22 protein-coding genes are annotated in these 21,205 nt (G+C 38.7%); 7 read left to right on the top strand and 15 right to left on the bottom strand.

Translation table 11 applies throughout. The features are described from left to right. Positions 1-9: 9 nt before the first annotated feature. Positions 10-891 carry a tyrosine-type recombinase/integrase gene (locus ESB04_RS02175; protein WP_235832160.1) on the top strand — a complete coding sequence of 294 codons (882 nt, stop codon included), beginning with the start codon at positions 10-12 and terminating at the stop codon, positions 889-891. Here ESB04_RS02175 and ESB04_RS02180 read toward each other — a convergent pair. The 6 genes from ESB04_RS02180 to ESB04_RS02205 all read right to left on the bottom strand — a co-directional run bounded on the left by ESB04_RS02180 (position 888) and on the right by ESB04_RS02205 (position 7,033). Next, positions 888-1,823, bottom strand: coding sequence for a homoserine kinase (locus ESB04_RS02180; RefSeq protein ID WP_129025790.1), 936 nt, complete (start codon positions 1,821-1,823; stop codon positions 888-890). The two genes, ESB04_RS02175 and ESB04_RS02180, sit on opposite strands and share 4 nt — an antisense overlap. A 1-nt stretch (position 1,824) precedes the next feature. After that, the gene (gene thrA / locus ESB04_RS02185) at positions 1,825-4,287 is read right to left on the bottom strand and encodes a bifunctional aspartate kinase/homoserine dehydrogenase I (RefSeq protein ID WP_129026141.1); all 2,463 of its coding nucleotides are present in this window, start codon (positions 4,285-4,287) and stop codon (positions 1,825-1,827) included. A 64-nt stretch (positions 4,288-4,351) separates the two neighbouring features. Beyond that, complete coding sequence (locus tag ESB04_RS02190; RefSeq protein WP_129025792.1) at positions 4,352-4,864, bottom strand: DUF421 domain-containing protein; 513 nt, start codon at positions 4,862-4,864, stop codon at positions 4,352-4,354. A gap of 1 nt (position 4,865) precedes the next feature. Continuing rightward, positions 4,866-5,267 carry an ExbD/TolR family protein gene (locus tag ESB04_RS02195; protein WP_129025794.1) on the bottom strand — a complete coding sequence of 134 codons (402 nt, stop codon included), beginning with the start codon at positions 5,265-5,267 and terminating at the stop codon, positions 4,866-4,868. 4 nt (positions 5,268-5,271) lie between these two features. Beyond that, on the bottom strand, positions 5,272-6,015 hold the full coding sequence (locus tag ESB04_RS02200) for a MotA/TolQ/ExbB proton channel family protein (protein ID WP_129025796.1): 744 nt from the start codon (positions 6,013-6,015) through the stop codon (positions 5,272-5,274). Positions 6,016-6,079: 64 nt separating this feature from the next. After that, positions 6,080-7,033, bottom strand: a complete 954-nt coding sequence (locus ESB04_RS02205; RefSeq protein ID WP_129025799.1) for a Ppx/GppA phosphatase family protein — start codon at positions 7,031-7,033, stop codon at positions 6,080-6,082. Between the two features lie 107 nt (positions 7,034-7,140). Between ESB04_RS02205 and ESB04_RS02210 the strand changes: the two genes are divergently transcribed. Both ESB04_RS02210 and ESB04_RS02215 read left to right on the top strand, forming a co-directional pair. After that, positions 7,141-8,544, top strand: coding sequence for a tetratricopeptide repeat protein (locus tag ESB04_RS02210; protein WP_129025801.1), 1,404 nt, complete (start codon positions 7,141-7,143; stop codon positions 8,542-8,544). A gap of 97 nt (positions 8,545-8,641) precedes the next feature. After that, entirely contained in the window at positions 8,642-11,494 is a 2,853-nt protein-coding gene (locus tag ESB04_RS02215) for a M16 family metallopeptidase (protein WP_129025803.1), read from the top strand. Between the two features lie 90 nt (positions 11,495-11,584). Here ESB04_RS02215 and ESB04_RS02220 read toward each other — a convergent pair whose 3' ends face one another. The 6 genes from ESB04_RS02220 to sufC are packed head-to-tail and all read right to left on the bottom strand — an operon-like array spanning position 11,585 to position 16,060. After that, complete coding sequence (locus tag ESB04_RS02220) at positions 11,585-11,998, bottom strand: BrxA/BrxB family bacilliredoxin (RefSeq protein ID WP_129025805.1); 414 nt, start codon at positions 11,996-11,998, stop codon at positions 11,585-11,587. 33 nt (positions 11,999-12,031) lie between these two features. Then, positions 12,032-12,370, bottom strand: a complete 339-nt coding sequence (locus ESB04_RS02225; protein WP_129025807.1) for an iron-sulfur cluster assembly protein — start codon at positions 12,368-12,370, stop codon at positions 12,032-12,034. A gap of 3 nt (positions 12,371-12,373) precedes the next feature. After that, entirely contained in the window at positions 12,374-12,799 is a 426-nt protein-coding gene (locus tag ESB04_RS02230; RefSeq protein ID WP_129025809.1) for a SufE family protein, read from the bottom strand. A 4-nt stretch (positions 12,800-12,803) separates the two neighbouring features. Beyond that, positions 12,804-14,024, bottom strand: a complete 1,221-nt coding sequence (locus ESB04_RS02235) for an aminotransferase class V-fold PLP-dependent enzyme (protein WP_129025811.1) — start codon at positions 14,022-14,024, stop codon at positions 12,804-12,806. A 4-nt stretch (positions 14,025-14,028) separates the two neighbouring features. Further along, positions 14,029-15,303, bottom strand: coding sequence for a Fe-S cluster assembly protein SufD (gene sufD, locus ESB04_RS02240; RefSeq protein ID WP_129025813.1), 1,275 nt, complete (start codon positions 15,301-15,303; stop codon positions 14,029-14,031). 7 nt (positions 15,304-15,310) lie between these two features. After that, positions 15,311-16,060 carry a Fe-S cluster assembly ATPase SufC gene (sufC, locus tag ESB04_RS02245; protein WP_129025815.1) on the bottom strand — a complete coding sequence of 250 codons (750 nt, stop codon included), beginning with the start codon at positions 16,058-16,060 and terminating at the stop codon, positions 15,311-15,313. A 144-nt stretch (positions 16,061-16,204) separates the two neighbouring features. Between sufC and ESB04_RS02250 the strand changes: the two genes are divergently transcribed. After that, the gene (locus ESB04_RS02250) at positions 16,205-16,531 is read left to right on the top strand and encodes a HesB/IscA family protein (RefSeq protein ID WP_129025817.1); all 327 of its coding nucleotides are present in this window, start codon (positions 16,205-16,207) and stop codon (positions 16,529-16,531) included. On the opposite strand, the gene ESB04_RS02255 is transcribed toward ESB04_RS02250, so the two are convergent. Next, positions 16,532-17,143, bottom strand: a complete 612-nt coding sequence (locus tag ESB04_RS02255) for a Maf family protein (protein WP_129025820.1) — start codon at positions 17,141-17,143, stop codon at positions 16,532-16,534. A gap of 110 nt (positions 17,144-17,253) precedes the next feature. On the opposite strand from ESB04_RS02255, the gene ESB04_RS02260 reads away from it, so the two are divergent. The 3 genes from ESB04_RS02260 to ESB04_RS02270 all read left to right on the top strand — a co-directional run bounded on the left by ESB04_RS02260 (position 17,254) and on the right by ESB04_RS02270 (position 19,056). After that, entirely contained in the window at positions 17,254-17,703 is a 450-nt protein-coding gene (locus ESB04_RS02260) for a MarR family winged helix-turn-helix transcriptional regulator (protein WP_129025822.1), read from the top strand. A gap of 76 nt (positions 17,704-17,779) precedes the next feature. Next, complete coding sequence (locus ESB04_RS02265; protein ID WP_129025824.1) at positions 17,780-18,355, top strand: YceI family protein; 576 nt, start codon at positions 17,780-17,782, stop codon at positions 18,353-18,355. Between the two features lie 71 nt (positions 18,356-18,426). Beyond that, a complete protein-coding gene (locus ESB04_RS02270) occupies positions 18,427-19,056 on the top strand; it encodes a nitroreductase family protein (protein ID WP_129025826.1) in 630 nt (209 codons plus the stop codon). 45 nt (positions 19,057-19,101) lie between these two features. Here the strand turns inward: ESB04_RS02270 and ESB04_RS02275 are convergent, their stop codons facing one another. Next, a complete protein-coding gene (locus ESB04_RS02275) occupies positions 19,102-20,547 on the bottom strand; it encodes a CCA tRNA nucleotidyltransferase (protein ID WP_129025828.1) in 1,446 nt (481 codons plus the stop codon). Continuing rightward, positions 20,544-21,110 (bottom strand): L-threonylcarbamoyladenylate synthase, encoded by a 567-nt coding sequence (locus ESB04_RS02280; protein ID WP_129025830.1) that lies wholly within the window; start codon positions 21,108-21,110, stop codon positions 20,544-20,546. Before ESB04_RS02280 ends, ESB04_RS02275 begins: the two co-directional genes overlap by 4 nt. Positions 21,111-21,205: the final 95 nt, after the last annotated feature.

Genomic DNA, 21,205 nt, shown 5'->3' on the forward strand with positions numbered 1-21,205 from the left:
TACATTCGAATGATGGATTCGCATGTAGTCAATTTTTTTTTAGAGCATCTATCGGTGGAGCGACGCTGCAGTCAGCACACCATTGTATCCTACACGACTGACCTCAAGCAGTTTAGTGATTTCCTAGCAGAAAATCACGCAGCTACACCCATAACTCAAGCAAGCTCCAAGCAAATCAGGGAATGGATGGTTCATTTATCCGATCAATCCATTGAAAATCGAAGTATCAATAGGAAATTAGCCAGCCTACGTACTTTTTTCAAATTTTTGTTACAGAGAGGCTATGTCCAGCAAAACCCACTATTACCTATAAGAACGGTTAAAACCAGCAAAAAGCTACCCCTTTTCCTTCGTGAGACAGAAATGGCTGAAATAGCTCCTTCTGATGGGGAAGAGCCCACCTTTGAGAACTTAAGAGATGACTTAATCATCTATTTGCTGTACGGAACTGGAATGCGATTGGCTGAATTACTCCGACTAGAAAGGGCCAATATCAACCTCTCTCAAGGCACCTTGAGGGTTTTAGGAAAAAGGAATAAAGAACGAGTTATACCCATCCCTTTGCTTCTATTAAAGCAAATTCAATCCTATTTATCTGCCTGTCCATTTACAAGCACCTACTTGATTGTAGATAATAAAGGAAAGCCCGTCTATCCTATGTTCATTCAACGAATAGTGAAAAAGCAATTAAGTAAAATCAGTACTTTAGAAAAGCTATCTCCTCATGTACTTAGACACACCTATGCCACTCATTTATTAAATAATGGTGCGGATTTAAACGCCATCAAAGAGCTTTTGGGACATGCCAATTTAGCAGCCACCCAAGTCTATACCCATAACTCTATGGAAAAAATTAAGGAAACTTATGCACAAGCACATCCAAAAGCCTAATTCGGAAGAATCATGGGCCCTTGTTGATTGACAGAAGAAACAAAAATATCTGAATCGATACCCACCAAAGCAAACTGATTTTTCATAGCATTAGCTACTTTATTGGCTATTTCTTCTCCTTTGGACAATGCAAATAATGAAGGTCCTGAACCAGAAATAGAGCAACCCAATGCCCCAGCTACTTTTGCCGCAGCTTTCACTTCGGCAAATTGAGGAATTAAGATGGCTCGAGATGGCTCAATGATTACATCCACCAAGGATCTGCCTATCAATTCATAATCTGGCAACAACAGTCCTGCGACCAATCCAGCCACATTTCCCATTTGGGTAATTGTCGTAGACAAGGAAATCTCCTTATCCAAAATCCCCCGAGCATCTTTCGTATTTACTTCAATATGAGGATGAACAATACTTGCATATAAATCCTTCGGGGTCGCAATTTGAATGATATCCAAAGGTTGGTAGCTTCGAATGATAATAAAACCACCTAATAAGCTAGGTCCTACATTGTCGGCATGCGCCGAACCGCAGGCTACCCGCTCTCCTTCCATCGCAAAAGGCAATAATTCCTGTTGCGTCAAGGGTTTACCCATCAACTCATTGGCGGCAAAAACCCCTGCCACAGCTGATGCAGCCGATGAACCTAAGCCGGAGCCTAGAGGCATGTCTTTGTGCAAGGACAAATTAAATCCTTGATCTTCCTGACCAATATGAGCTAGGTATTTTTGAATGGCTATTCCTGCTGTATTTTTGGCAACATCCAAAGGCAAGCGCCCATCATCCCCTGTAATTTCTATGATACGAATACCAGCTTCTTCCTTTTTCTCTAAGACAATTTCATCTCCTGGTCGATTGACCGCAAAGCCAAAAATATCAAATCCACAGGCGACATTCGCTACAGTTGCGGGTGCATATACACGAATTCTTTCCATATTATGCTAAATGACTACCCAATGAAACAATATCAGCAAATACACCTGAAGCGGTTACCTCTGCTCCTGCGCCAGGCCCTTTAATAACCAAGGGACGGTCATGGTAGCGCTTAGTGGTAAAGGCTATCACATTATCAGCCCCATCCATTTGATAAAAAGGATGGAAAGCATCTATTTCTCGCAAACCTATGGTTATTTTTTGATTTTCCAGGACCGCGATATAGCGTAAAACATGTCCTTTTTCAGCGGCAGATGCTACCATTTTTTCAAAATAGTCATTGGCCTTTTCCAATTCTTTAAAGAAATCTTCTACCGTGGCAGCCTCTTCGCATGCTGGAGGAATAATTTTTTCAATGGTGATATCTGAAAATTCAAGCTTCAAGCCTATTTCCCGACTTAAAATCAAAATCTTCCTAGCCACATCCATCCCGCTCAAATCTTCACGCGGATCTGGTTCCGTGTAACCTTTGGCTTTGGCCTCGCGCAACACATCGGCAAAGGAACGACCCGGTTTAAATTGATTGAAAATGTAAGATAAGGTTCCGGATAAAATCCCCTCAATTTTCTCAAATCGATCTCCCGAGGCAATGAGACCTTGTAAAGTATTAATAACAGGCAAACCAGCCCCTACATTAGTTTCATACAAGAATTTAACCCCCTTTTCTAAAGCCGTCTGATGCAATTCCGCATACAAAGGATATGGCCCCGAATTGGCTACTTTGTTAGGAGTCACCACGGAAATATTCGACTTGAATAAGCCTAAATAATGAGTATAAATTTGCTTATCAGCTGTACAATCTGCAAATATTGAGTTAGGCAAATTAAGTGCTTTAATCTGTTTTGTAAAACCCGATAAGTCTTGCGCTTTGCCGTGTTGCGATAAAAGGTCCAAGGCAGATTTCATATCAATACCTCTTTCACGTATCAATTGCTGCCTAGAATTGGCAATACCCACCAGCTTCACCTTTAATCCACGGTATTTAGCTAAAAATCGCTCCTGACCGGCTAATTGATCCAATAATGTTTTTCCGATTAATCCTGTACCTACTAAAAACAAATGCAAGGTTTTCAGCTTGGAGAAAAAGAATGTCTCATGTATAACATTCAGTGCCTTAGATAAATCTTTTTGTTCGATTACTACCGAAATATTAAGCTCAGAGGAGCCTTGAGCCGTAGCCACAATATTGATACCGTTTTTACCTAAAACAGAAAATAACTTACCACTAACACCCGTGTGCTTACGCATACCCTCTCCCACGATGGCGATGACCGATAAATTTGACTGTATATCAATACCTTCAATATCTCCCATAGCGATTTCAGGAGCAAATTCTGCCTCCAGAATTTCTTTTACGCGAATAGCATTGTGAGGCTCAATGGCAAAACAAATGGAATGCTCAGAAGAAGCTTGAGAAATTAGAATAACCGATATTTTCTCTCTAGCCAAAACGGTAAATAGCTTGGCAGAAACACCAGCTACCCCAATCATTCCTGAGCCTTGTAAATTAACTAATGCCAAGGAATCAATGGAACTGATTCCCGTAATAATATATGGATTAGGCTTTTGTTCTTTACTAACTACTGTACCCTTAAATGCCAGATTAAAAGTATTTAGTACCCTGATGGGTATATTTTTGGCAAAAGCAGGTTGCAAGGAGGGTGGGTAAATTACTTTGGCTCCAAAATGCGTTAATTCCATAGCTTCTGCATAGCTGATGGAAGGTATGGTAAAGGCATTGCTCACTTTCCTTGGGTCAGCTGTCATCATGCCATCCACATCTGTCCAAATCTCGATTTCCCTCACAGCTAAAGCCGCGCCTAAAATAGATGCGGTATAATCAGAACCTCCCCGACCCAAAGTAGTGGTTTCTCCCTGATTATTAGAGCCAATAAACCCAGTAATTAAACAGATTTCCTGCGTATGTTGATTAAAAAAAGTTTGTATGAGAGTATTCGTTTGAACGAAATCAACCTCTGATTTACCAAAAGCATCATCTGTTTTAATAAACTGACGTGCATCCACGTAAAGAACAGGTAATCCCTTTTCTTTTAAAATGGCGGTAATCAAGGAGGTGGACAGTCTTTCACCGAAACTGACTAATAAATCAGAGGTTTTTGGCGAGATCTCTTTAATCAAAGCAATACCCTTCAATACATCCCTGAGCTCGTTAACTAAGGTTCTGATTTGCGCGATTACTTGAGATTGGCCCTTGAGCGGAATAAAATGCTTAAGGACCTCAAAATGCCTATTTTCGATGGTTTCAATCAAAGAAGAATAAGGCACTTCTCCCTTAGAAGCCAATTTGCCTGCCTCCAACAACGAGTTAGTAACCCCGCTCATGGCGGAAAATACTACGGCAAATGGTTTAGTTGATTTCCAATTTGATTCAATGACAGATAAGACGGACTGGATACTATCTACGCTACCGCAACTAGTCCCTCCGAATTTTAAAATTTTTTCCATTAATAAAGAAGAGAAAATGATTCCTACCTCTACAAACAGGCAAGGATTCGACAAATATACGAGTTTAAGCGGTATTATTCCCTATGATTCGATGACCACCTCGTCTCCTTTTAGATATTTTTCGATAGTTTTCTGAAAGTACGGAGATATTCCCATCCACTTCAAAAACGGCTAAATTCACCTCCTCTATTTTTTCGACCCCATGTTCGCGGATGGCCGTTTCTAATTCCTCCAAGGTCAAACTGGCTTCTTTCAAACCCTGAGGTTTTAATTTACCTTGATAAACCAATAAAATGGATTCTCCATCAATGGCCTTAGACCATTTTTTATTGGAAGTAATGACTTTTTTAAACAGAAAATTCATCATAAATAGTGCGAGAGCCGCGACCAATCCACCGATCAAGCTGCTATCCTCTCCCACCATGGCCGTTTGAACTGAATTGGAAATCAATAAAATGAATACTACATCCACCACGGATAATTGAGCAAACTCGCGCTTTCCAAAAAGACGAATAGCCGCCACGATGAACACGTAGACGGCTATAGATTTAAGGGCGATTAGTACATAGCCCTCCATATTATTTTTTCTTTTCTGCGGCCATCACCATGGAAAGGTTCAATTTGGCAGCTAAGTCATACACATTAGTTAATTCTTGAACAGTTTGATTGCGATCCATGCGCACAATCAAAGTCGCCGCTTTTTTGGCAGATACTGCTTGCGTAAGGGCTGTCTCAAGATTAGTAAAATCGACCGGATTATCATCGATAAAATAATTACGATTCTCATCAACCGTCAATCGAACCACCTCATTGGCTGGAGTTGGTGCCGGCTTAGCGGTTTCTGGAAGCAATAACTTAATAGCATCCGGGGAAGCTAAAGTAGATATCATCAGGAAGAACATGAGCAAAAAGAATAAAATATCCGCTAATGCACCTGTTTCAACCTCTGAGGCTTCTCTATTTCTTTTTCTAAAATTCATACTCTTAGGCTTTGTTAGCTGGTTTATGAAGGATATCTAAGAAATCAATAGCCGTAATTTCCATTTTATTGATGGTACGATCAATCATGGTCATCAATAAAGTGTACAATACATAAGCGATAATACCTACGATCAAACCAGAAGCCGAGGTTACCATTTTCTCGTAAATACCACCTGCAATGGTCGAAATATCAATTTTATTGGAAATCGAAATATTATGAAAAGTACGAATCATACCCGTTACCGTTCCTAAGAATCCAAACATTGGAGCAATTCGGGCGATGGCACTCAAAATACCCAAATTCTTTTCCATATTATAAATCTCCACCTTCGCCTTGTTCTCAATGGCTGTTTCAATGTCCCGAATGGGAGATCCTAAACGACTTAGCCCCTTTTCCAATAATTTGGCAATCGGATACTGAGAGGTTTTACAATAGGTAATTGCTCCTTGCACATTGCCATTCACCAACATATCGTTGATGGTATGCAAAAAATTCTCATCCAATTTGGCTGTTTTGCGGATATATAGATATCGTTCAATGAACAAAAAGACTGCGCCAGCAAATAAAATACCGATGGGATACATGACATAACCACCTTTTCCTAACAAGTCAAGTACAGAAAACTCTTCCACTACTTTAGTGGCTTGTTGAACAGAGGGGGTGACAAGGGAATCGGAAACTACAGCAGAGACTGAATCAAGGGAAGAACCTGCTTGAAGTAAAATGGAAGCTAGCGATAAAGCCATAAAAGATAAGTCTTAAATAAGGTTTACAATTGTTTACAAGTTTACGATTTTTTTTTAAAAATCTCTAATCTGATTTATGGGCCTGAGATTGCTTTAAAAACCAATAACCTTCTTTGAGACTAAACGAAGAAACCCACATCTCAGGTATATCATATCTTCTCAATACTTGAAAAATTAATGCGCTGGCATAAGGCAAAATGCTCGCACGGAACATTTTCATACCTGGAAGATTGACTCTTTCTGCGTAAGGCAGTTGATCTACCAGAACTTTATGCTTTAAAAAATATTCCATCGATAAAGGATAAGCACTTTTAATAACTCGCTCTTCCAATGGAATACTGGCGTTTTCTAGGTCCCACAATGTCTCAAAGGCTCCCGCCGCCCCCACCAATACTTGAGGTTTGTATTTTTGACATAATTGGTCCAAAGGTTTTAAGGCATCTTGAATGTAAGTGGTTAGTTCCTGATCAATTTGGGGATCATATTCCGAATTGACATGAAACAAAGATTGCAATTGTAATCCACCAATTTCTAAACTCATTTTCCCTAAAACCTGATTGGATTTGAATAGAATGAATTCCACACTTCCGCCTCCTATATCCATCACCAAACTAGTATGCTCCCAGAACTTTGGCAACGAATTCTTAATACCATTATATATTAATTCTGCTTCCTGAATTCCTGAAATAACCTCGACTTGAATCTGTAAATCATATTCTACTTTATCTAAAAAATCGATAGCATTTTTAGCTCTTCTTAGTATACTTGTGCCAATTGCAAATATTTGATTTTCAGCACATTGAAAAGACATTGCTATTTGTTTAAAATCGCTCAAAGCAACTAAAGCTCTTTCTAAAGCATCGTCTTGAAGAACATTGGACTTCATAGCCCCTTTTCCCAATTGCACTGCTCTTTGTTCATGAGCTAAAACCTGCATTTCACCACTTTGTGAGTGCCATTGTGCAACCAAAAGTTGGAAGGTATTGGTACCTAGATCAATAACGGCTATGGGCTTCATTTTAATTTGGATATGGAAACAAAATTAATCCCAAAAGAGGTTAAAGTCCTGAATTATTTTCTTTATTTTAGAGGAAACGTTCGCTTATTCCATCTCAATTAACTTCTATGCTGGATTCCAACTTTGATGATCATAAAGAAGATTTGCAATCTTCCGTTCAGCGTTTCGAAAAAATGATATATCAGCATGAAAATTCATTTTTCGATGTGGAGACTTTGGAACAAATTGCCGAGCACTATTTTCTTCATGCCAAATTTGAAGAAGCTTTGAAAGCCTGTGACATTGGATTAACCCATTTCCCCTACACACTCGAATTAATTTCCCTAAAAGCCCAAATTTTAGGTGACATGCAGAAGCCTGAGGAAGGAATGGAATTAATCGAAAATGCCATTTTATTATTTCCAACCGACATAGAAATTATGTTGGTCAAAGGCTCTCTTTTAAGTCAGATGCAACAGCATGAGGCTGCCGTGGAGGTATTCTTAAATGCTTTGGAAATGGCAGAGGAAAAAGATGAGATCTATTTTAGATTAGGCCTTACCTACCACGCATGGTCCAAACCTAGAGAGGCTGTAGATATGTTTAAAAAAGCCTTGGAAATTAATCCTCAGAATGAAAATGCCTTAATTGAATTAGCCAATTCATTGGATGATATTGGCAAAATCGAAGAGAGTATTCCTTATTATAAGCAGTTTATTGACGAGGATCCTTTTTCTTACACGGCTTGGTATAATTTAGGAATAGCCTATTCAAAATTAAAGCAATACGAGAAAGCCATTGATTCTTATGAGTATTCTTTAGCCATAGAACCCACCTTTGGTTCATCCCTATTTAATTTAGGGAATACACACATGAATTTGCAAAGTTATGTACTGGCTGAGGAGAATTATAGACAATGTCTAAAATATGAAGAGCCCAACCCTGAATTATATTGTTGTTTGGGAGCTAGCCTAGAACGCCAAAAAAAGTTCAATGAGGCTATAGAATATTATAAAGAAGCCGTTAAAATAGACCCATTATGGGACGAGGGATATTATGGGCTAGCGGTTTGCTTAACGGAGTTAGACAAATGGTTTGAAGCCTTACACTTCCTGAAAAAATCGCTCAAACTCAACGAGAACAATCCTTTGTATTGGACAGGCTTAGCGGATGTAGAAGCTTATTTGGGCAATACTCTTTCTGCCGATGAGGCCTATCAAAAATCCATAGAGTTAGATTCGTTTTTCGCACCTACTTGGATCAAATGGGCACAATTGCATTTTGAATTGGAAGACTACGAAAAATCTGCTGACATCATGTTGTCAGCTATCGATGAACTTCCCGAAGAGGCAGAATTATATTATAGGTCTGCCATCTACCTTATTAAGGCTGGGCAATTTAAAGATGCTTTTCACTTTTTGGAATCGGGTTTATTACTGGATTACGACAAGCATGAAATTATCTTTGATTTCTTTCCCAACTTAGAAACCCAAAAGGCTATTTTCAAACTCATTCAACAGTACAAGAAATAACCTTACATATAGTTTTCGAACCACCTATACTTAATTCTAAGAAATGTCTCAGAAATTTGGCATTTTCAAGTCTATTATCCCAACCCTAATTCATTTTATGAAAAAAACACTTCTCATTGCGCTAATGCTTGTAGTCGGTATTCACAGTATACAAGCTCAACAAAAATCGAAATCAACGTCGCCTGCATCTAAATCCATTAATGCAACCGTTAAATCACCTGCCTTAAGTATTCCAGAGAAGGTAACTTCAGCCGAGGGAATCACTGAATATCGCTTAGGCAATGGTTTGAAGGTGTTATTGTTCCCAGACCCTTCCAAGCAAACTATTACTGTAAACATTACTTATTTGGTAGGTTCTCGCCATGAGGGATATGGTGAAACGGGTATGTCTCACTTGTTAGAACACATGGTCTTCAAGGGGACAAAAGAAAAGCACAAAGACGTGGCTAAAGAGATTACGGATCACGGAGCAGATTTCAATGGTACTACTTGGTTAGACAGAACCAATTACTATGAAACCTTTGCTGCCACTGATGAAAATCTAGAATGGGCCTTGGATATGGAGGCAGACCGTATGGTAAACTCTAGAATCTCTAAAAGTGAGCTAGAAACAGAAATGACAGTCGTTAGAAACGAATTTGAAATGGGTGAGAATGACCCAAGTTCTGTACTTAATGACCGCATTATTTCATCGGCTTTTTTATGGCATAATTACGGAAATTCCACCATAGGTGCTCGTTCGGATATAGAAAAAGTACCTATTGAGAATTTGCAGGCTTATTACAAAAAATATTATCAGCCAGATAATGCTGTGCTTTTAGTAGCAGGAAAATTTGATCCAGTAAAAACACTGAACATTATCAATCAGAAATTTGGTGTTATTCCAAGACCAGAGCGTGTACTTCCTAAAACTTTTACAGCAGAACCTACTCAAGATGGAGAACGTCAAGTAACCTTACGTCGTGTAGGAGACGTACAAGCCGTGGGACTTGCCTACCACATACCTTCAGGTTTACATCCTGATTATGTAGCCTGTGATATCTTTACTGATTTATTAACAGATGCTCCCTCTGGAAGATTGTACAAGGCATTAATTGACACCAAAAAAGCGGCTTCGCAATATGGTTACAGTTTTCAACTTAAAGAGCCAGGTGTTGTTTATTTTGGGGCTGAAGTGCCAAAAGAAAAATCAGCTGATTCCGTTCGCACCCTCATGATTGAGACGATTGAGCAATTTGCTAAGACTCCTCCAACTCCGGCAGATGTAGAAAGAATCAAGGTTAAAAACTTAAAGAATATTGAATTATTATTGAACAATGCACAGCGTGTGGGTGTAGGTCTTTCCGAATACATTGCACAGGGAGATTGGCGCTTATTATTTCATACAAGAAATTTAATTGAAAAAGTTACTGTAGAGGATATTCAACGCGTAGCAAAAAATTACTTCAAGTCGTCTAACCGTACTTCGGGTATTTTCTATCCGACAGAAAAGCCAGATCGTGCAGAAATACCGGAAGCTAAAGAAGCAGAAGATATTTTAAAAGATTTCAAAGGAAGAGCGGCTGTAGCAGAGGGTGAGGCATTTGACCCATCACCAAGCAACATTGACTCTAGAACAAAGAAAGAGACTATTGGATTAGTGAAGGTAGCTTTATTACCTAAAAAGACGCGCGGAAGTTCCGTTTTTGCCAGAATGACACTACGTTTCGGTGACGAAAAGTCCTTGTTGGGTACAGCAGTAGCAGCCGATTTAGCTGCTGATATGTTAACCAAAGGAACTACGAAACATACTCGTCAACAATTCCAAGACGAGTTAGATAAACTGAAAGCTAGGGTTTCTATAACGGGAGGACCTACCCAGGCCAACGTATCCATTGAGACTACTCGTGAAAATTTAGTTCCTGCTTTAAAATTGGTGGCTGAAGCATTAAAAACACCTGTTTTCCCTGCGGATGAATTTGAGAAATTAAAGCAATTAAATTTAACTCAAATTGAGTCACAGAAAAGTGATCCACAAGCGAAAGCCATTGAGGTATTAAATCAGGTAAGAACTGGGCACTATGCCAAAAATGATGTTCGTTACAATCCAACGTTGGCAGAGCAAACAGCTAGTTACAGTGCTGCAAAATTGGATGAAGCAATATCTTTCTATAAGAATTTTTATGGTGCTAGTGCGGCAACCTTCTCAGCGGTAGGTGACTTTGATGAAAACGAAGTAAAGGAATTAATCAAAACAGAATTCTCTACTTGGAAATCTCCCAAGCCTTTTACTCGTATTCCAGATGTGCTTAACGAGGCTAAACCTGTGAATGTATCTATTGAAACACCTGATAAAGCCAATGCATTTTTTGTCGCATATCAGCCAATCAAAATTTCAGATACTGATCCAGATTATCCAGCACTTGAATTAAGTAACTATATTTTGGGAGGAAGCCCAGGATTAGCTAATCGATTGATGGAAAGAATCCGTCAAAAAGAAGGATTATCTTATGGAGTAGGTTCCAACTTCTCTGCTCATCCTATTGATAAATCGGGTAGTTTCTTGACTTATGCCATTTACGCACCAGAAAATTTGGCCAAATTAGAGGCTGCATTCAAGGAGGAAATCGAAAAAGTCTTGAAAGATGGATTTACCCAGAAAGAAATCGATGAAGCGAAAAAATCTTGGTTGCAAGGTAGACAAGTTACTCGTTCTCAGGACAATGCACTTAGCAATGCTTTGAACAGTAATTTATACCTAAACCGTAGCTTCAAATTCTCGGAGGAATTAGAAAAGAAAGTGAGTGCATTAACTTCTGATCAAATTTTACAAGCTACTCGCAAGACCTTGGATTTAATGAAAATGTCATTGATCAAGGCAGGAGATTATGAGGGTGCTGCCAAGAAAAAAGCTGCCAAATCGGAAAATACTCCTAACAATACAGGTGCTGTTGGTGGGGCTCCGAAATAGTAAAATTGCCGAATTCATATCGGCAATTCTTCCCATCAAAAAAAGCCGTAGCATAACGCTACGGCTTTTTTTGATTCTGTAAAATTTTAATTAGCAAAATTCCTCAAAAACACCTTCTAGGTGAGCCGAGATTAGCTCTGCAGAACGACCCTCAATGTGGTGACGCTCAACGAAATGAACTAACTCACCATCTTTAAATAATGCAATGGATGGAGAAGATGGAGGATATGGCAAAGTATATTCTCTAGCCTTTTGTGTTGCTTCTTGGTCTACACCAGCAAATACGGTAACTAATTGATCAGGCTTTTTGCTGGAAGCAGCCACCGCTTCTTTCACACCTGGTCTTGCGGTACGTGCAGAACATCCGCACACCGAATTAATAAACAATAAAGTAGTACCTGGTTTAGCTAATACTTCTTCTACTTCAGAGGCTTGTTTCAATTCCTGAAAGCCCCCTTCTACAATATCCATCCGCATAGGATGTACTAAATGTTCTGGATACATATGAAATCAATTTAAATTTGAATGTTTTATTTATTACATAAATCCTAACTCTAACTTGGCTACCTCTGACATCATATCTTGTGAATAAGGAGGGTCAAAAGTTAGTTCTACGGATACTTCAGCCACCCCTTCAATTTCACGAATAGCTTTTTCTATGTCTACTGGAATACTCTCTGCCGAAGGGCAAGATGGAGAAGTAAGAGTCATTAATATATAGACATTATTTACTGGGAAAATCTTAATTTCATAAATCAGTCCCAATTCATAAACATCCACAGGTATTTCAGGATCATACACTGTTTTAATGGCCTTTACAACCTTTTCCTTAAGGTCTGCCTCAGTAAGCACGGAACTTGGTGTGGTATTTTCCATATTTTAAACTTGTGAGGAATAGGCTAATGCATAGTTTTTCATCTGTTTCACCATAGATAAAAGTCCGTTAGACCTTGTTTGTGCCAGATGTTGACTCATTCCTATTCGATCTATAAAATATAAATCAGCTTTTAAGATTTCAGTTGGACTGTGACCAGAGAGTACCCTGATTAACATGCTAATTAAACCTTTTACAATGACCGCCTCGGAATCAGCTTGAAAAATCAATTTTCCGTCTTGCATGAATGCATGAAGCCAAACTTTACTTTGGCATCCTTTAATCACATTTTCATCCGTTTTTAGGTCTTCAGATAATCCTGGTAATTTCTTTCCTAAATCTATCAGATACTCATATTTATCAGCCCAATCTTCAAATAGGCCAAATTCCTCTATCAATTCCTCCTGTGTATCGTTTATCGTCGAAGCCATATTATTATAATAACATTGTCTTTACGCGCTTAAGACTTGTAACCAATCGATCAATTTCTTCTTTAGTATTGTAGAAAGAGAATGAAGCTCTGCAAGTACCTGGTATTTCAAATCGCTGCATCAAGGGTTGTGCACAGTGATGACCCGTTCTGATAGCAATTCCAAACTTGTCAAGCAAAACACCTATGTCCTGAGGATGAGTTCCATCGATCAAAAAGCTGATTACTGCAATCTTTTTGGCTGCGTTTCCAATGATTCGTAAACCATCAATTTGGCTTAATTGTTCCGTGGCATAGGCCAATAATTCATTTTCTTGTTTTTCTACCCATCCTTTATCTAGGGATTCCAAGTAATCAAAGGAGGCAGAAAACGCAATCACATCGGCAATATTAGGAGTTCCAGCTTCAAATTTATAGGGTAATTCGTTGTAGGTTGTTCCCGAAAAACTTACTTCCTTAATCATCTCTCCTCCACCTTGGTAGGGAGGCATGGCTTCTAAAAGTTCACGCTTTCCATAAAGAACCCCAACTCCGGTAGGACCAAATAATTTATGGGCTGAAAATGCAAAAAAATCCATGTCAAATTCCTGAACATCCACCTCCAAATGAGCCACTGATTGCGCTCCATCAATCAAAATTTTAGCCCCATGTGCGTGAGCTAATTCAATCATTTCCTTGATGGGATTAATGGTACCAATAGCATTGGAAACATGGTTGACAGCCACCAACTTCACCGTATTTTCTTGTAGAATTTGACAATAGGCATCCATGTCAAGCTCACCAACATCAGAAACAGGAATCACCAGAACCTCTGCCCCACGCTCCAAAGCAATCATTTGCCAAGGCACGATGTTGGAATGATGTTCCAGATTGGAAACCAAAATTTTATCTCCAGCTTGAAAATTAGCTCTACCGTAGGTTTGTGCAACTAAATTGATACCCCCTGTAGTGCCTGAAGTGAAAATAATTTGGTCGCTAGATTCCGCATGTAAAAATTGCTGAATTTTCTTCCTTGTTAACTCGTAAGCTGCCGTTGCTCTTTCTGCTAAACTATGTATGCCTCGATGGATGTTGGCATTATCTAAAGAATAGTAATGTTGTAGAGCATCTAATACCGCTTTAGGCTTTTGAGTTGTGGCGGCATTATCAAAATACACCAATGGAGAACCATTGACTAGCTGGTCTAATACAGGAAAATCTAAACGTATTTGTTCGATGCTGCTCATAATTCTATTTGGACAAATCCACCGATTGCTGAATTTTAGCCACTATTTTTTCCGTCAATAATTCACGCATCACTTCATGATCCACTTTATTAATGACCTCTTGTACAAATGCTAATAACAATAAAGTACGCGCTGCAGGTAAGGAAATTCCTCGTGAACGCATATAAAACAAGGCTTCCTCATTCAATTGTCCCGTCGTAGTACCATGAGAACATTTGACATCATCCGCCCAAATTTCCAACTGAGGTTTGGTGTTCATAGTAGCACGGGAAGAAGCCAATACATTCCGGCAAGATTGAAAAGCGTTAGTCTTTTGTGCATCTTGACGAACAAAGATCTTACCATTAAATACACCCGTAGCATTACCCATCAATACCCCTTTAAACAACTCATTTGATTCCGAGTGAGGCATTCGGTGGTCTACCACTGTATGAGAATCCATTAACTGATTTTCACCAGGAATGTATAATCCGTTCAAATTTGAAACTACTTGCGGGCCATTGATATAAAAATGTAAATTATTTCGAATCAAGGAGGCATTGATAGAAAAAGTGAAAGTATCCACTTGACTACCTTCTTCTTGGTAGATAAAAGTATGGTCTATATGACTAACTCCATCTTGGAAATCCTGATCTTTCAAATAGGTGAAATGAGCTCCATTAGATACAAAGATTTCCTGCACATAATTGGAAAGAATGTCGGCGGTACCTGCGGAATTTTGTTGCTCTACCAATGAAAGCTTTGCCCCTTCCTCCAAGTATATCAATAATCTGGATTGTGCGGCAGAGGCTGTTTCCAGAGAATTCACCACATATTTAAGCAAGATAGCCTGATCCACATCCACCCCCTTTTTCACCCAAATAACCCAGTGCTGAGGAGAAAGCGCCACATTTAAATCAAACAAAGAATTTTGATCTAGAATAGGATTCTTTTTTTCCCAAATAGTGCTAAAATCAGGACATTTTTGAATAAATTCCTCAAAATTCAACAATTCAATTCCTTTTTGTTGACACGGCTTTTCTACCGTAAAATGAGCATTCGTAGAGCGAATAATGCAGGAGGCCCAATCCACAGAGGAGGATATCTGAGCTTCACCTTGGGGAAACCAATTCCGAGTCGTATCGTTAAAATCTTTCAATGACGTATATTTCCATTCCTCCCATTTGGAAGTAGGAAAGCCCTTGGATATAAATTGAGACAAGGCTTTACCCTGTTCTGAATTCTTTCCTAATTTCTCCGCAATTTCTTGCAAAGCTGTATTTAACTCTGTTGACAACATATCTATTTTAATCTACTTGAGATTTAATCCAATCATATCCTCTTTCTTCTAATTCTAAAGCCAATTCTTTGGTTCCAGACTTCACAATACGCCCCTTATACAATACGTGTACAAAATCAGGAACGATATAATCCAATAAACGTTGGTAGTGAGTTACAACAATGGTAGCATTTTCAGGGCTTTTCAATTTATTAACTCCCTCAGCCACTATACGTAAAGCGTCGATATCCAATCCAGAATCTGTTTCGTCCAAAATGGCCAACTTGGGATCTAAAACTGCCATTTGAAAGATTTCATTGCGTTTCTTTTCTCCTCCAGAGAAGCCTTCATTTAAGGCACGACTTAACAATGACTGGTCAATGTTTACATAGGCCATTTTCTCTTTGAACATTTTCAAAAATTGAACAGCATCCATAGGTTCCTCTCCACGATACTTTCTAATTTCATTTACCGCTGATTTTAGGAAGTTAGTGGTAGAAACTCCTGGAATTTCGACTGGATATTGAAATGCCAAGAAAATACCCTCTGCAGCTCTCTCCTCTGGAGCTAGGTCCAATAAGTCTTTTCCTAAAAAATTAACAGAACCTTCCGTCACCTCGTAATCTTCACGACCCGCTAAAACGGAAGCTAATGTCGATTTTCCTGATCCATTGGGCCCCATGATGGCATGTACCTCACCCGTTTTAACTTCTAAATCGATTCCTCTGAGTATCTCTTTTTCACCAATTGAGGCGTGTAAATTTTTTATTAACAGCATAATGTTTGAATTTGATTCTTGCTTTGTGCTGCAAAATTATATTCAATAGATGGGAAAAACCATAGCTTATTTAGATTCACTCTAAACAATATGTATATTTCTGTATTTTTTTTCTAATTTTGTGTTCAAATAAAATTCGTCATCATGATTAGTATATCCGACTTAGCAGCAGAGCGCATCAAAGAATTACGGTCAAAAGAAGGTTTAACGGAAGAATACAATATCCGCGTAGCCGTGGAAGGTGGCGGATGTTCTGGTTTGATGTATCAATTGGATTTTGCCGCAGAACCCCAAAACAATGATATGATTTTTGAGGACAAGGGTATCAAAGTGATGGTTGATAAAAAATCGATCTTATACTTGGCGGGCACAGAATTAGATTTCTCAGATGGTTTAAATGGAAAAGGTTTTCAATTCAAAAATCCGAATGCTTCGCGTACTTGCGGTTGCGGAGAGAGCTTTTCGATTTAATTAAAAAGCCAATTTCGACTGTCGACCGTCTAAAATATAGGGGCTAAGCATATCGTATACTCGATGAATAGGCAATCCCATGACGGTGTAAAATGAGCCTTCTAATCGGCTAATACCCACCATCCCTATAAAATCTTGAACACCATAGGCTCCTGCTTTATCTAAGGAGGAGCCACCTTTGACGTACCTCTCAATTTCCCAATCCAGCAAATTCCTAAATGTCACTTTGGCAACATCCACCTGTGTATTTACACCGGCAGGACCCACCAAAGATACACCTGTATATACTTCATGGGCTTTTCCTGAAAGCATTTGTAACATTCGAATAGCCTCCTGTTTATCAGCAGGTTTATTGAGAATTTGCCCATCTACTACCACAATGGTATCAGCGGCCAGTATCAGTTGATTGTTGCAACTAGAGGCTAGCACCTCTGCTTTTTTTTCTGCCAAAATCCCAGGAACATTCTCCAACTTCCATGAAGCATCAATGGATTCATCAATATCAGCTGGTAAAACGGTAAAATCAAAGCCCGCCTGCCATAAAATTTCTTTTCGGCGAGGAGAATTGGAGGCTAATACGAGAGGATATTCGAGTGAAAGTGGTGTAGACATATTTCAAAAATACGTGATTTTGGATTTTAAAAACTCTTTAAAAAAAAATATTTAAAAACATTTGCATTTAATGTAATTACATTTAATTTTGCAACATCAATTTACACTTTATGGAAATTGCCAGTGAATTACAACAAAGCAACTTTGCATCTGAGGAAGCCAAGGCCATTGTCAACGTCATATTTACAGGAAATTGGGTGACTTACCAGCAACAAGAATTGCTTAAACCCTATGACCTTACGATGCAGCAGTACAATGTTCTTCGCATTTTGAGGGGACAAAATGGTAAACCCATGACCGTACTTGCCATCATTGAGCGCATGTTAGACCGGACATCCAATGCCTCGAGATTAGTGGACAAACTTGTAGAAAAAAAATGGGTACTACGAAGAGAATGCCCTAATGACCGCCGGGCTGTAGATGTATTAATCTTGCCAGAAGGTTTAGCATTACTTGAACAAATAGACGAGATTCAAAACCAATGGGCTAAACGCTTCGCTCACATGAGTCAAAAAGATTTAACACAGCTAAATGAACTTTTAGACAAATTAAGAAATTAACCCAAGTACATTTCATCAACATATTATATTCTCTCAATAATCACAGTAAAAACAATTCAAATTAATTTAAACAACCATGAAAAAAGTAAGCTTTATTCTTTCCGCCTTAGCCTTTATGGCATTTACAAATCAAACAATTGCCGCTCCTAGCACAAGTCCAGTATCTACTAAAGCTAGCAGCATTGTTTGGAACGCTAAGAAAGTAACTGGAGAACATACAGGTACTATCGCTATTTCAGCAGGTAAATTAGTAGTAAACAAAAATCAAATCACAGGTGGTAATTTCACCATCGACATGAAATCCATTGTTTGCAAGGACATTACTGATCCAGAATACAACAAGAAATTTATTGGTCACATTTCTTCTGGTGACTTTTTTGAAGTAGAAAAATTCCCAACTGCTCAATTTGTGATTACAAAAGTAGTGGGTAACCAAATCAGTGGAAATTTAACTATCAAAGGAATTACTAAAGCCATCACTTTCCCTGCTCAAATTGCAGTTAATAAAGGAAAAGTGAGCGCTAAAGCCAACATTACCATTGATCGTACCGATTATGATATCAAATTTGGATCAAAGAAATTCTTCGAATCTATTGGAGATAAAGCCATTTTTGATGACTTCACATTAGCCGTGAATTTAGTTTCAGAATAAAACAATTTAAAGACTAAGCCTGTTAATCAGACTTAGTCTTTATTTCAAACAAACTATAACCCTAATATAATATGTCATTAATAGACGCTTTAGAATGGAGATATGCTACCAAAAGAATGAATGGTAACAAAATTGAATCTACCAAAATAGATGCACTTTTATCCGCCATTCAATTGTCAGCTTCGGGATTTGGTCTTCAACCATATCAAATTTTGGTGATCGAAAACCCAGAAATCAAAGCTAAAATCCAACCAGCTGCATACAATCAACCTCAAGTAGTAGAATCATCCCATTTATTGGTTTTTGCCGCTTGGAATGAAATTACGGCTGAAAAAATTGAAAACTTTATCCAATTGGTTTCAAAAACCAGAAATGTACCTGTAGAAGATTTGAAACCTTATCACGATTCCATTGCAGGGGCTTTGTTAAGTCGCTCGGTAGAGGATCAGGTAAAATGGATGGACAAGCAAGTTTATTTGGCTTTAGGCACTGCCTTAGCTGCTGCCGCCAAATTGGAGATTGATAGCACACCTATGGAGGGTTTTAAACCTGCTGAAGTGGATGCTATTTTAGGACTCAAAGAAAAAGGTCTTCACTCCGTTTTGATGATGGCAGTGGGTGAACGTGATGCTGCCTCAGACTTTATGGTAAATGCCAAGAAAGTTCGTTGGCCTAAAGAAGAGTTATTTATTCATCTTTAGTTCACTTATACTCAAAACTAAAAAAGGTCTCCTCGGAGACCTTTTTTAGTTTAAATCATTTATTTGAATCTGGGGACTAAGTCCCAATTTACTTCCTTCTTCCAACATAAAATCCCAGGCTGAGGCTAAATCATTTTTAATTTGTCCCTCTAAAATGGCCTCACGAATGGCCACTTTAATCAAACCAATTTCTCTACCTGGGCCAATATCAAAAACTTGCATAATGATTTCACCCGAAATGACTGGTTGAAAATTCCGAAGCGAATCCTTCTCCTCTACCTCTTTTAGTTTCTCCTCTACCTTATCAAAATTTTTCAAATACCTTTTTACCTTATCTCCATTTTTGGAAGTAATATCTGCCCGACACAGTGTCATCAAAGCCTCCAATTCTTCCCCAGCCTCAAAAAGCAGGCGTCTCAATGCCGCATCGGTAATTTCTTCTTTGGATAAAGCAATAGGCCTTAAATGCAGTCGAACGAGCTTTTGAACGAGTTTCATCTTTTCGTTCAATGGCAATTTTAATCGCTTAAAAATGGTCGGAACTTGCCTTGCTCCCATTTCTTCATGGCCATGAAAAGTCCAACCTTTTTTGGGATCAAAACGTTTAGTAGCAGGTTTTGCAATATCATGTAGAATGGCAGCCCAGCGCCACCAAAGGTCATCGCTATGTTTGGAAATGTTATCCAAGACCTGTAAGGTATGGTAAAAATTATCTTTATGTCCTTTCCCCTCTTCCGTATCCACCCCTTTTAACTTGACAAACTCCGGAAAAATGATGGGCAGTATACCACAGGCATCCAACAATAAAAATCCATAGGATGGCTTAGGGCATAAAATAATCTTATTTAATTCCTCTGAAATTCGTTCCATGGAAATGATTTCCAATCGAGATTTTTCCACCTGAAGTGCCTCAAATGTTTCTGGATAAATATCGAAACCCAATTGAGCCGCAAAGCGTACGGCACGCATCATTCTTAAAGGATCATCTGAAAATGTAATTTTAGGCTCCAATGGCGTTCTTAAAATCCTAGCTTCTAAATCTTTTAAGCCATCAAATGGATCTAACAGTTTACCCCAATGAGCTTGATTTAGCTGTACAGCCATGGCATTTATAGTGAAGTCGCGCCTATTTTGGTCGTCCTCTAAGGTCCCTTCCTGCACCAAAGGCTTTCTGGAATCTCTTTGATAGGATTCTTTTCTAGCTCCTACAAATTCTAAATCCCAATCCTCTACCTTCAGCATAGCCGTGCCAAAGTTTTTAAAAATGGATACTTGATGTTCTGGCATGTTAAACTCTCGAGCCACTTCTTCGGCTAAGTTAATCCCAGAACCTATGCATACCACATCGATATCTTTCTTGGTATCTCTACCTAGAATAACATCACGAACATATCCGCCAATGACATAGGCATCCACCCCTAAACGGTCAGCTGCTGCACCAATTCTTGCAAAAATTGGATTTTCTATAATTTCCTTTCCCGTTTTAATCATTTACGAATCATTGAATAATCACCATTTAGACCTAATTTAACTATTTTAGAGGCCTTGGCTTTTACTTTGGAAGGATTTGGGTTTTGAAGAATATAATCCACACCTTCTTTTATTTTGATAGAAATATCCTCAAATCTTTCTGGTGAATCCTCCCCTGAAATATTGGCCGAAGTCGAAACTATGGCCCTTTGATACCTATAAACTAAACCCTTACAAAAATCATCTTTCACCAATCTAATGGCGATGGAGCCTTCTGGACCAAGTACATGCTGACTAACATTTTTTCCTTTAGGGTAAATTACGGTCAAAGGATCTTCGGCAAAGTCTACTAAATCCCAAGCGATATCTGGCACTTGCTCTACATATTCATTCAATTGTTCAATCTTTGAAATAAGCAAAATAAGCCCCTTGTTTTCTGGTCTTTGCTTGATATTAAACAATTTCTCAATGGCGCCATCCATGCGAGCATCACAACCCAAACCCCAAATGGTATCACTAGGGTACAAAATAACCCCACTGGATTTTAATGATTTGATGGCTTCGTCGTATATAGACTGTATCATGCTGCAAAGGTAAAGATTAATTCCTCTTTTATTTAGTCAAGAATTAATGTTTAGGTGTAATTGGCTACCTTTGCAAACATTTTAATCCTTATTTC

The sequence above is a fragment of the Aquirufa rosea genome (genome assembly GCF_004118285.1).
Classification (GTDB): Bacteria; Bacteroidota; Bacteroidia; order Cytophagales; family Spirosomataceae; genus Aquirufa; species Aquirufa rosea.

What these genes read in the sequence shown, in the direction of transcription:
- ESB04_RS02180 (WP_129025790.1), bottom strand. Translation starts at nt 1,823, where the DNA reads ATGGAAAGAATTCGTGTATATGCACCCGCAACTGTAGCGAATGTCGCC.
- ESB04_RS02175 (WP_235832160.1), top strand. Translation starts at nt 10, where the DNA reads ATGATGGATTCGCATGTAGTCAATTTTTTTTTAGAGCATCTATCGGTG.
- ESB04_RS02275 (WP_129025828.1), bottom strand. Translation starts at nt 20,547, where the DNA reads ATGATTAAAACGGGAAAGGAAATTATAGAAAATCCAATTTTTGCAAGA.
- ESB04_RS02200 (WP_129025796.1), bottom strand. Translation starts at nt 6,015, where the DNA reads ATGGCTTTATCGCTAGCTTCCATTTTACTTCAAGCAGGTTCTTCCCTT.
- ESB04_RS02225 (WP_129025807.1), bottom strand. Translation starts at nt 12,370, where the DNA reads ATGGAAAATACCACACCAAGTTCCGTGCTTACTGAGGCAGACCTTAAG.
- ESB04_RS02255 (WP_129025820.1), bottom strand. Translation starts at nt 17,143, where the DNA reads ATGTCTACACCACTTTCACTCGAATATCCTCTCGTATTAGCCTCCAAT.
- ESB04_RS02220 (WP_129025805.1), bottom strand. Translation starts at nt 11,998, where the DNA reads ATGTATCCAGAACATTTAGTACATCCTATGCGGATGGATATTGTAGAA.
- ESB04_RS02205 (WP_129025799.1), bottom strand. Translation starts at nt 7,033, where the DNA reads ATGAAGCCCATAGCCGTTATTGATCTAGGTACCAATACCTTCCAACTT.
- ESB04_RS02260 (WP_129025822.1), top strand. Translation starts at nt 17,254, where the DNA reads ATGGAAATTGCCAGTGAATTACAACAAAGCAACTTTGCATCTGAGGAA.
- ESB04_RS02210 (WP_129025801.1), top strand. Translation starts at nt 7,141, where the DNA reads ATGCTGGATTCCAACTTTGATGATCATAAAGAAGATTTGCAATCTTCC.
- ESB04_RS02195 (WP_129025794.1), bottom strand. Translation starts at nt 5,267, where the DNA reads ATGAATTTTAGAAAAAGAAATAGAGAAGCCTCAGAGGTTGAAACAGGT.
- ESB04_RS02250 (WP_129025817.1), top strand. Translation starts at nt 16,205, where the DNA reads ATGATTAGTATATCCGACTTAGCAGCAGAGCGCATCAAAGAATTACGG.
- ESB04_RS02265 (WP_129025824.1), top strand. Translation starts at nt 17,780, where the DNA reads ATGAAAAAAGTAAGCTTTATTCTTTCCGCCTTAGCCTTTATGGCATTT.
- ESB04_RS02270 (WP_129025826.1), top strand. Translation starts at nt 18,427, where the DNA reads ATGTCATTAATAGACGCTTTAGAATGGAGATATGCTACCAAAAGAATG.
- thrA (WP_129026141.1), bottom strand. Translation starts at nt 4,287, where the DNA reads ATGGAAAAAATTTTAAAATTCGGAGGGACTAGTTGCGGTAGCGTAGAT.
- ESB04_RS02215 (WP_129025803.1), top strand. Translation starts at nt 8,642, where the DNA reads ATGAAAAAAACACTTCTCATTGCGCTAATGCTTGTAGTCGGTATTCAC.
- ESB04_RS02280 (WP_129025830.1), bottom strand. Translation starts at nt 21,110, where the DNA reads ATGATACAGTCTATATACGACGAAGCCATCAAATCATTAAAATCCAGT.
- ESB04_RS02190 (WP_129025792.1), bottom strand. Translation starts at nt 4,864, where the DNA reads ATGGAGGGCTATGTACTAATCGCCCTTAAATCTATAGCCGTCTACGTG.
- ESB04_RS02235 (WP_129025811.1), bottom strand. Translation starts at nt 14,024, where the DNA reads ATGAGCAGCATCGAACAAATACGTTTAGATTTTCCTGTATTAGACCAG.
- sufD (WP_129025813.1), bottom strand. Translation starts at nt 15,303, where the DNA reads ATGTTGTCAACAGAGTTAAATACAGCTTTGCAAGAAATTGCGGAGAAA.
- sufC (WP_129025815.1), bottom strand. Translation starts at nt 16,060, where the DNA reads ATGCTGTTAATAAAAAATTTACACGCCTCAATTGGTGAAAAAGAGATA.
- ESB04_RS02230 (WP_129025809.1), bottom strand. Translation starts at nt 12,799, where the DNA reads ATGGCTTCGACGATAAACGATACACAGGAGGAATTGATAGAGGAATTT.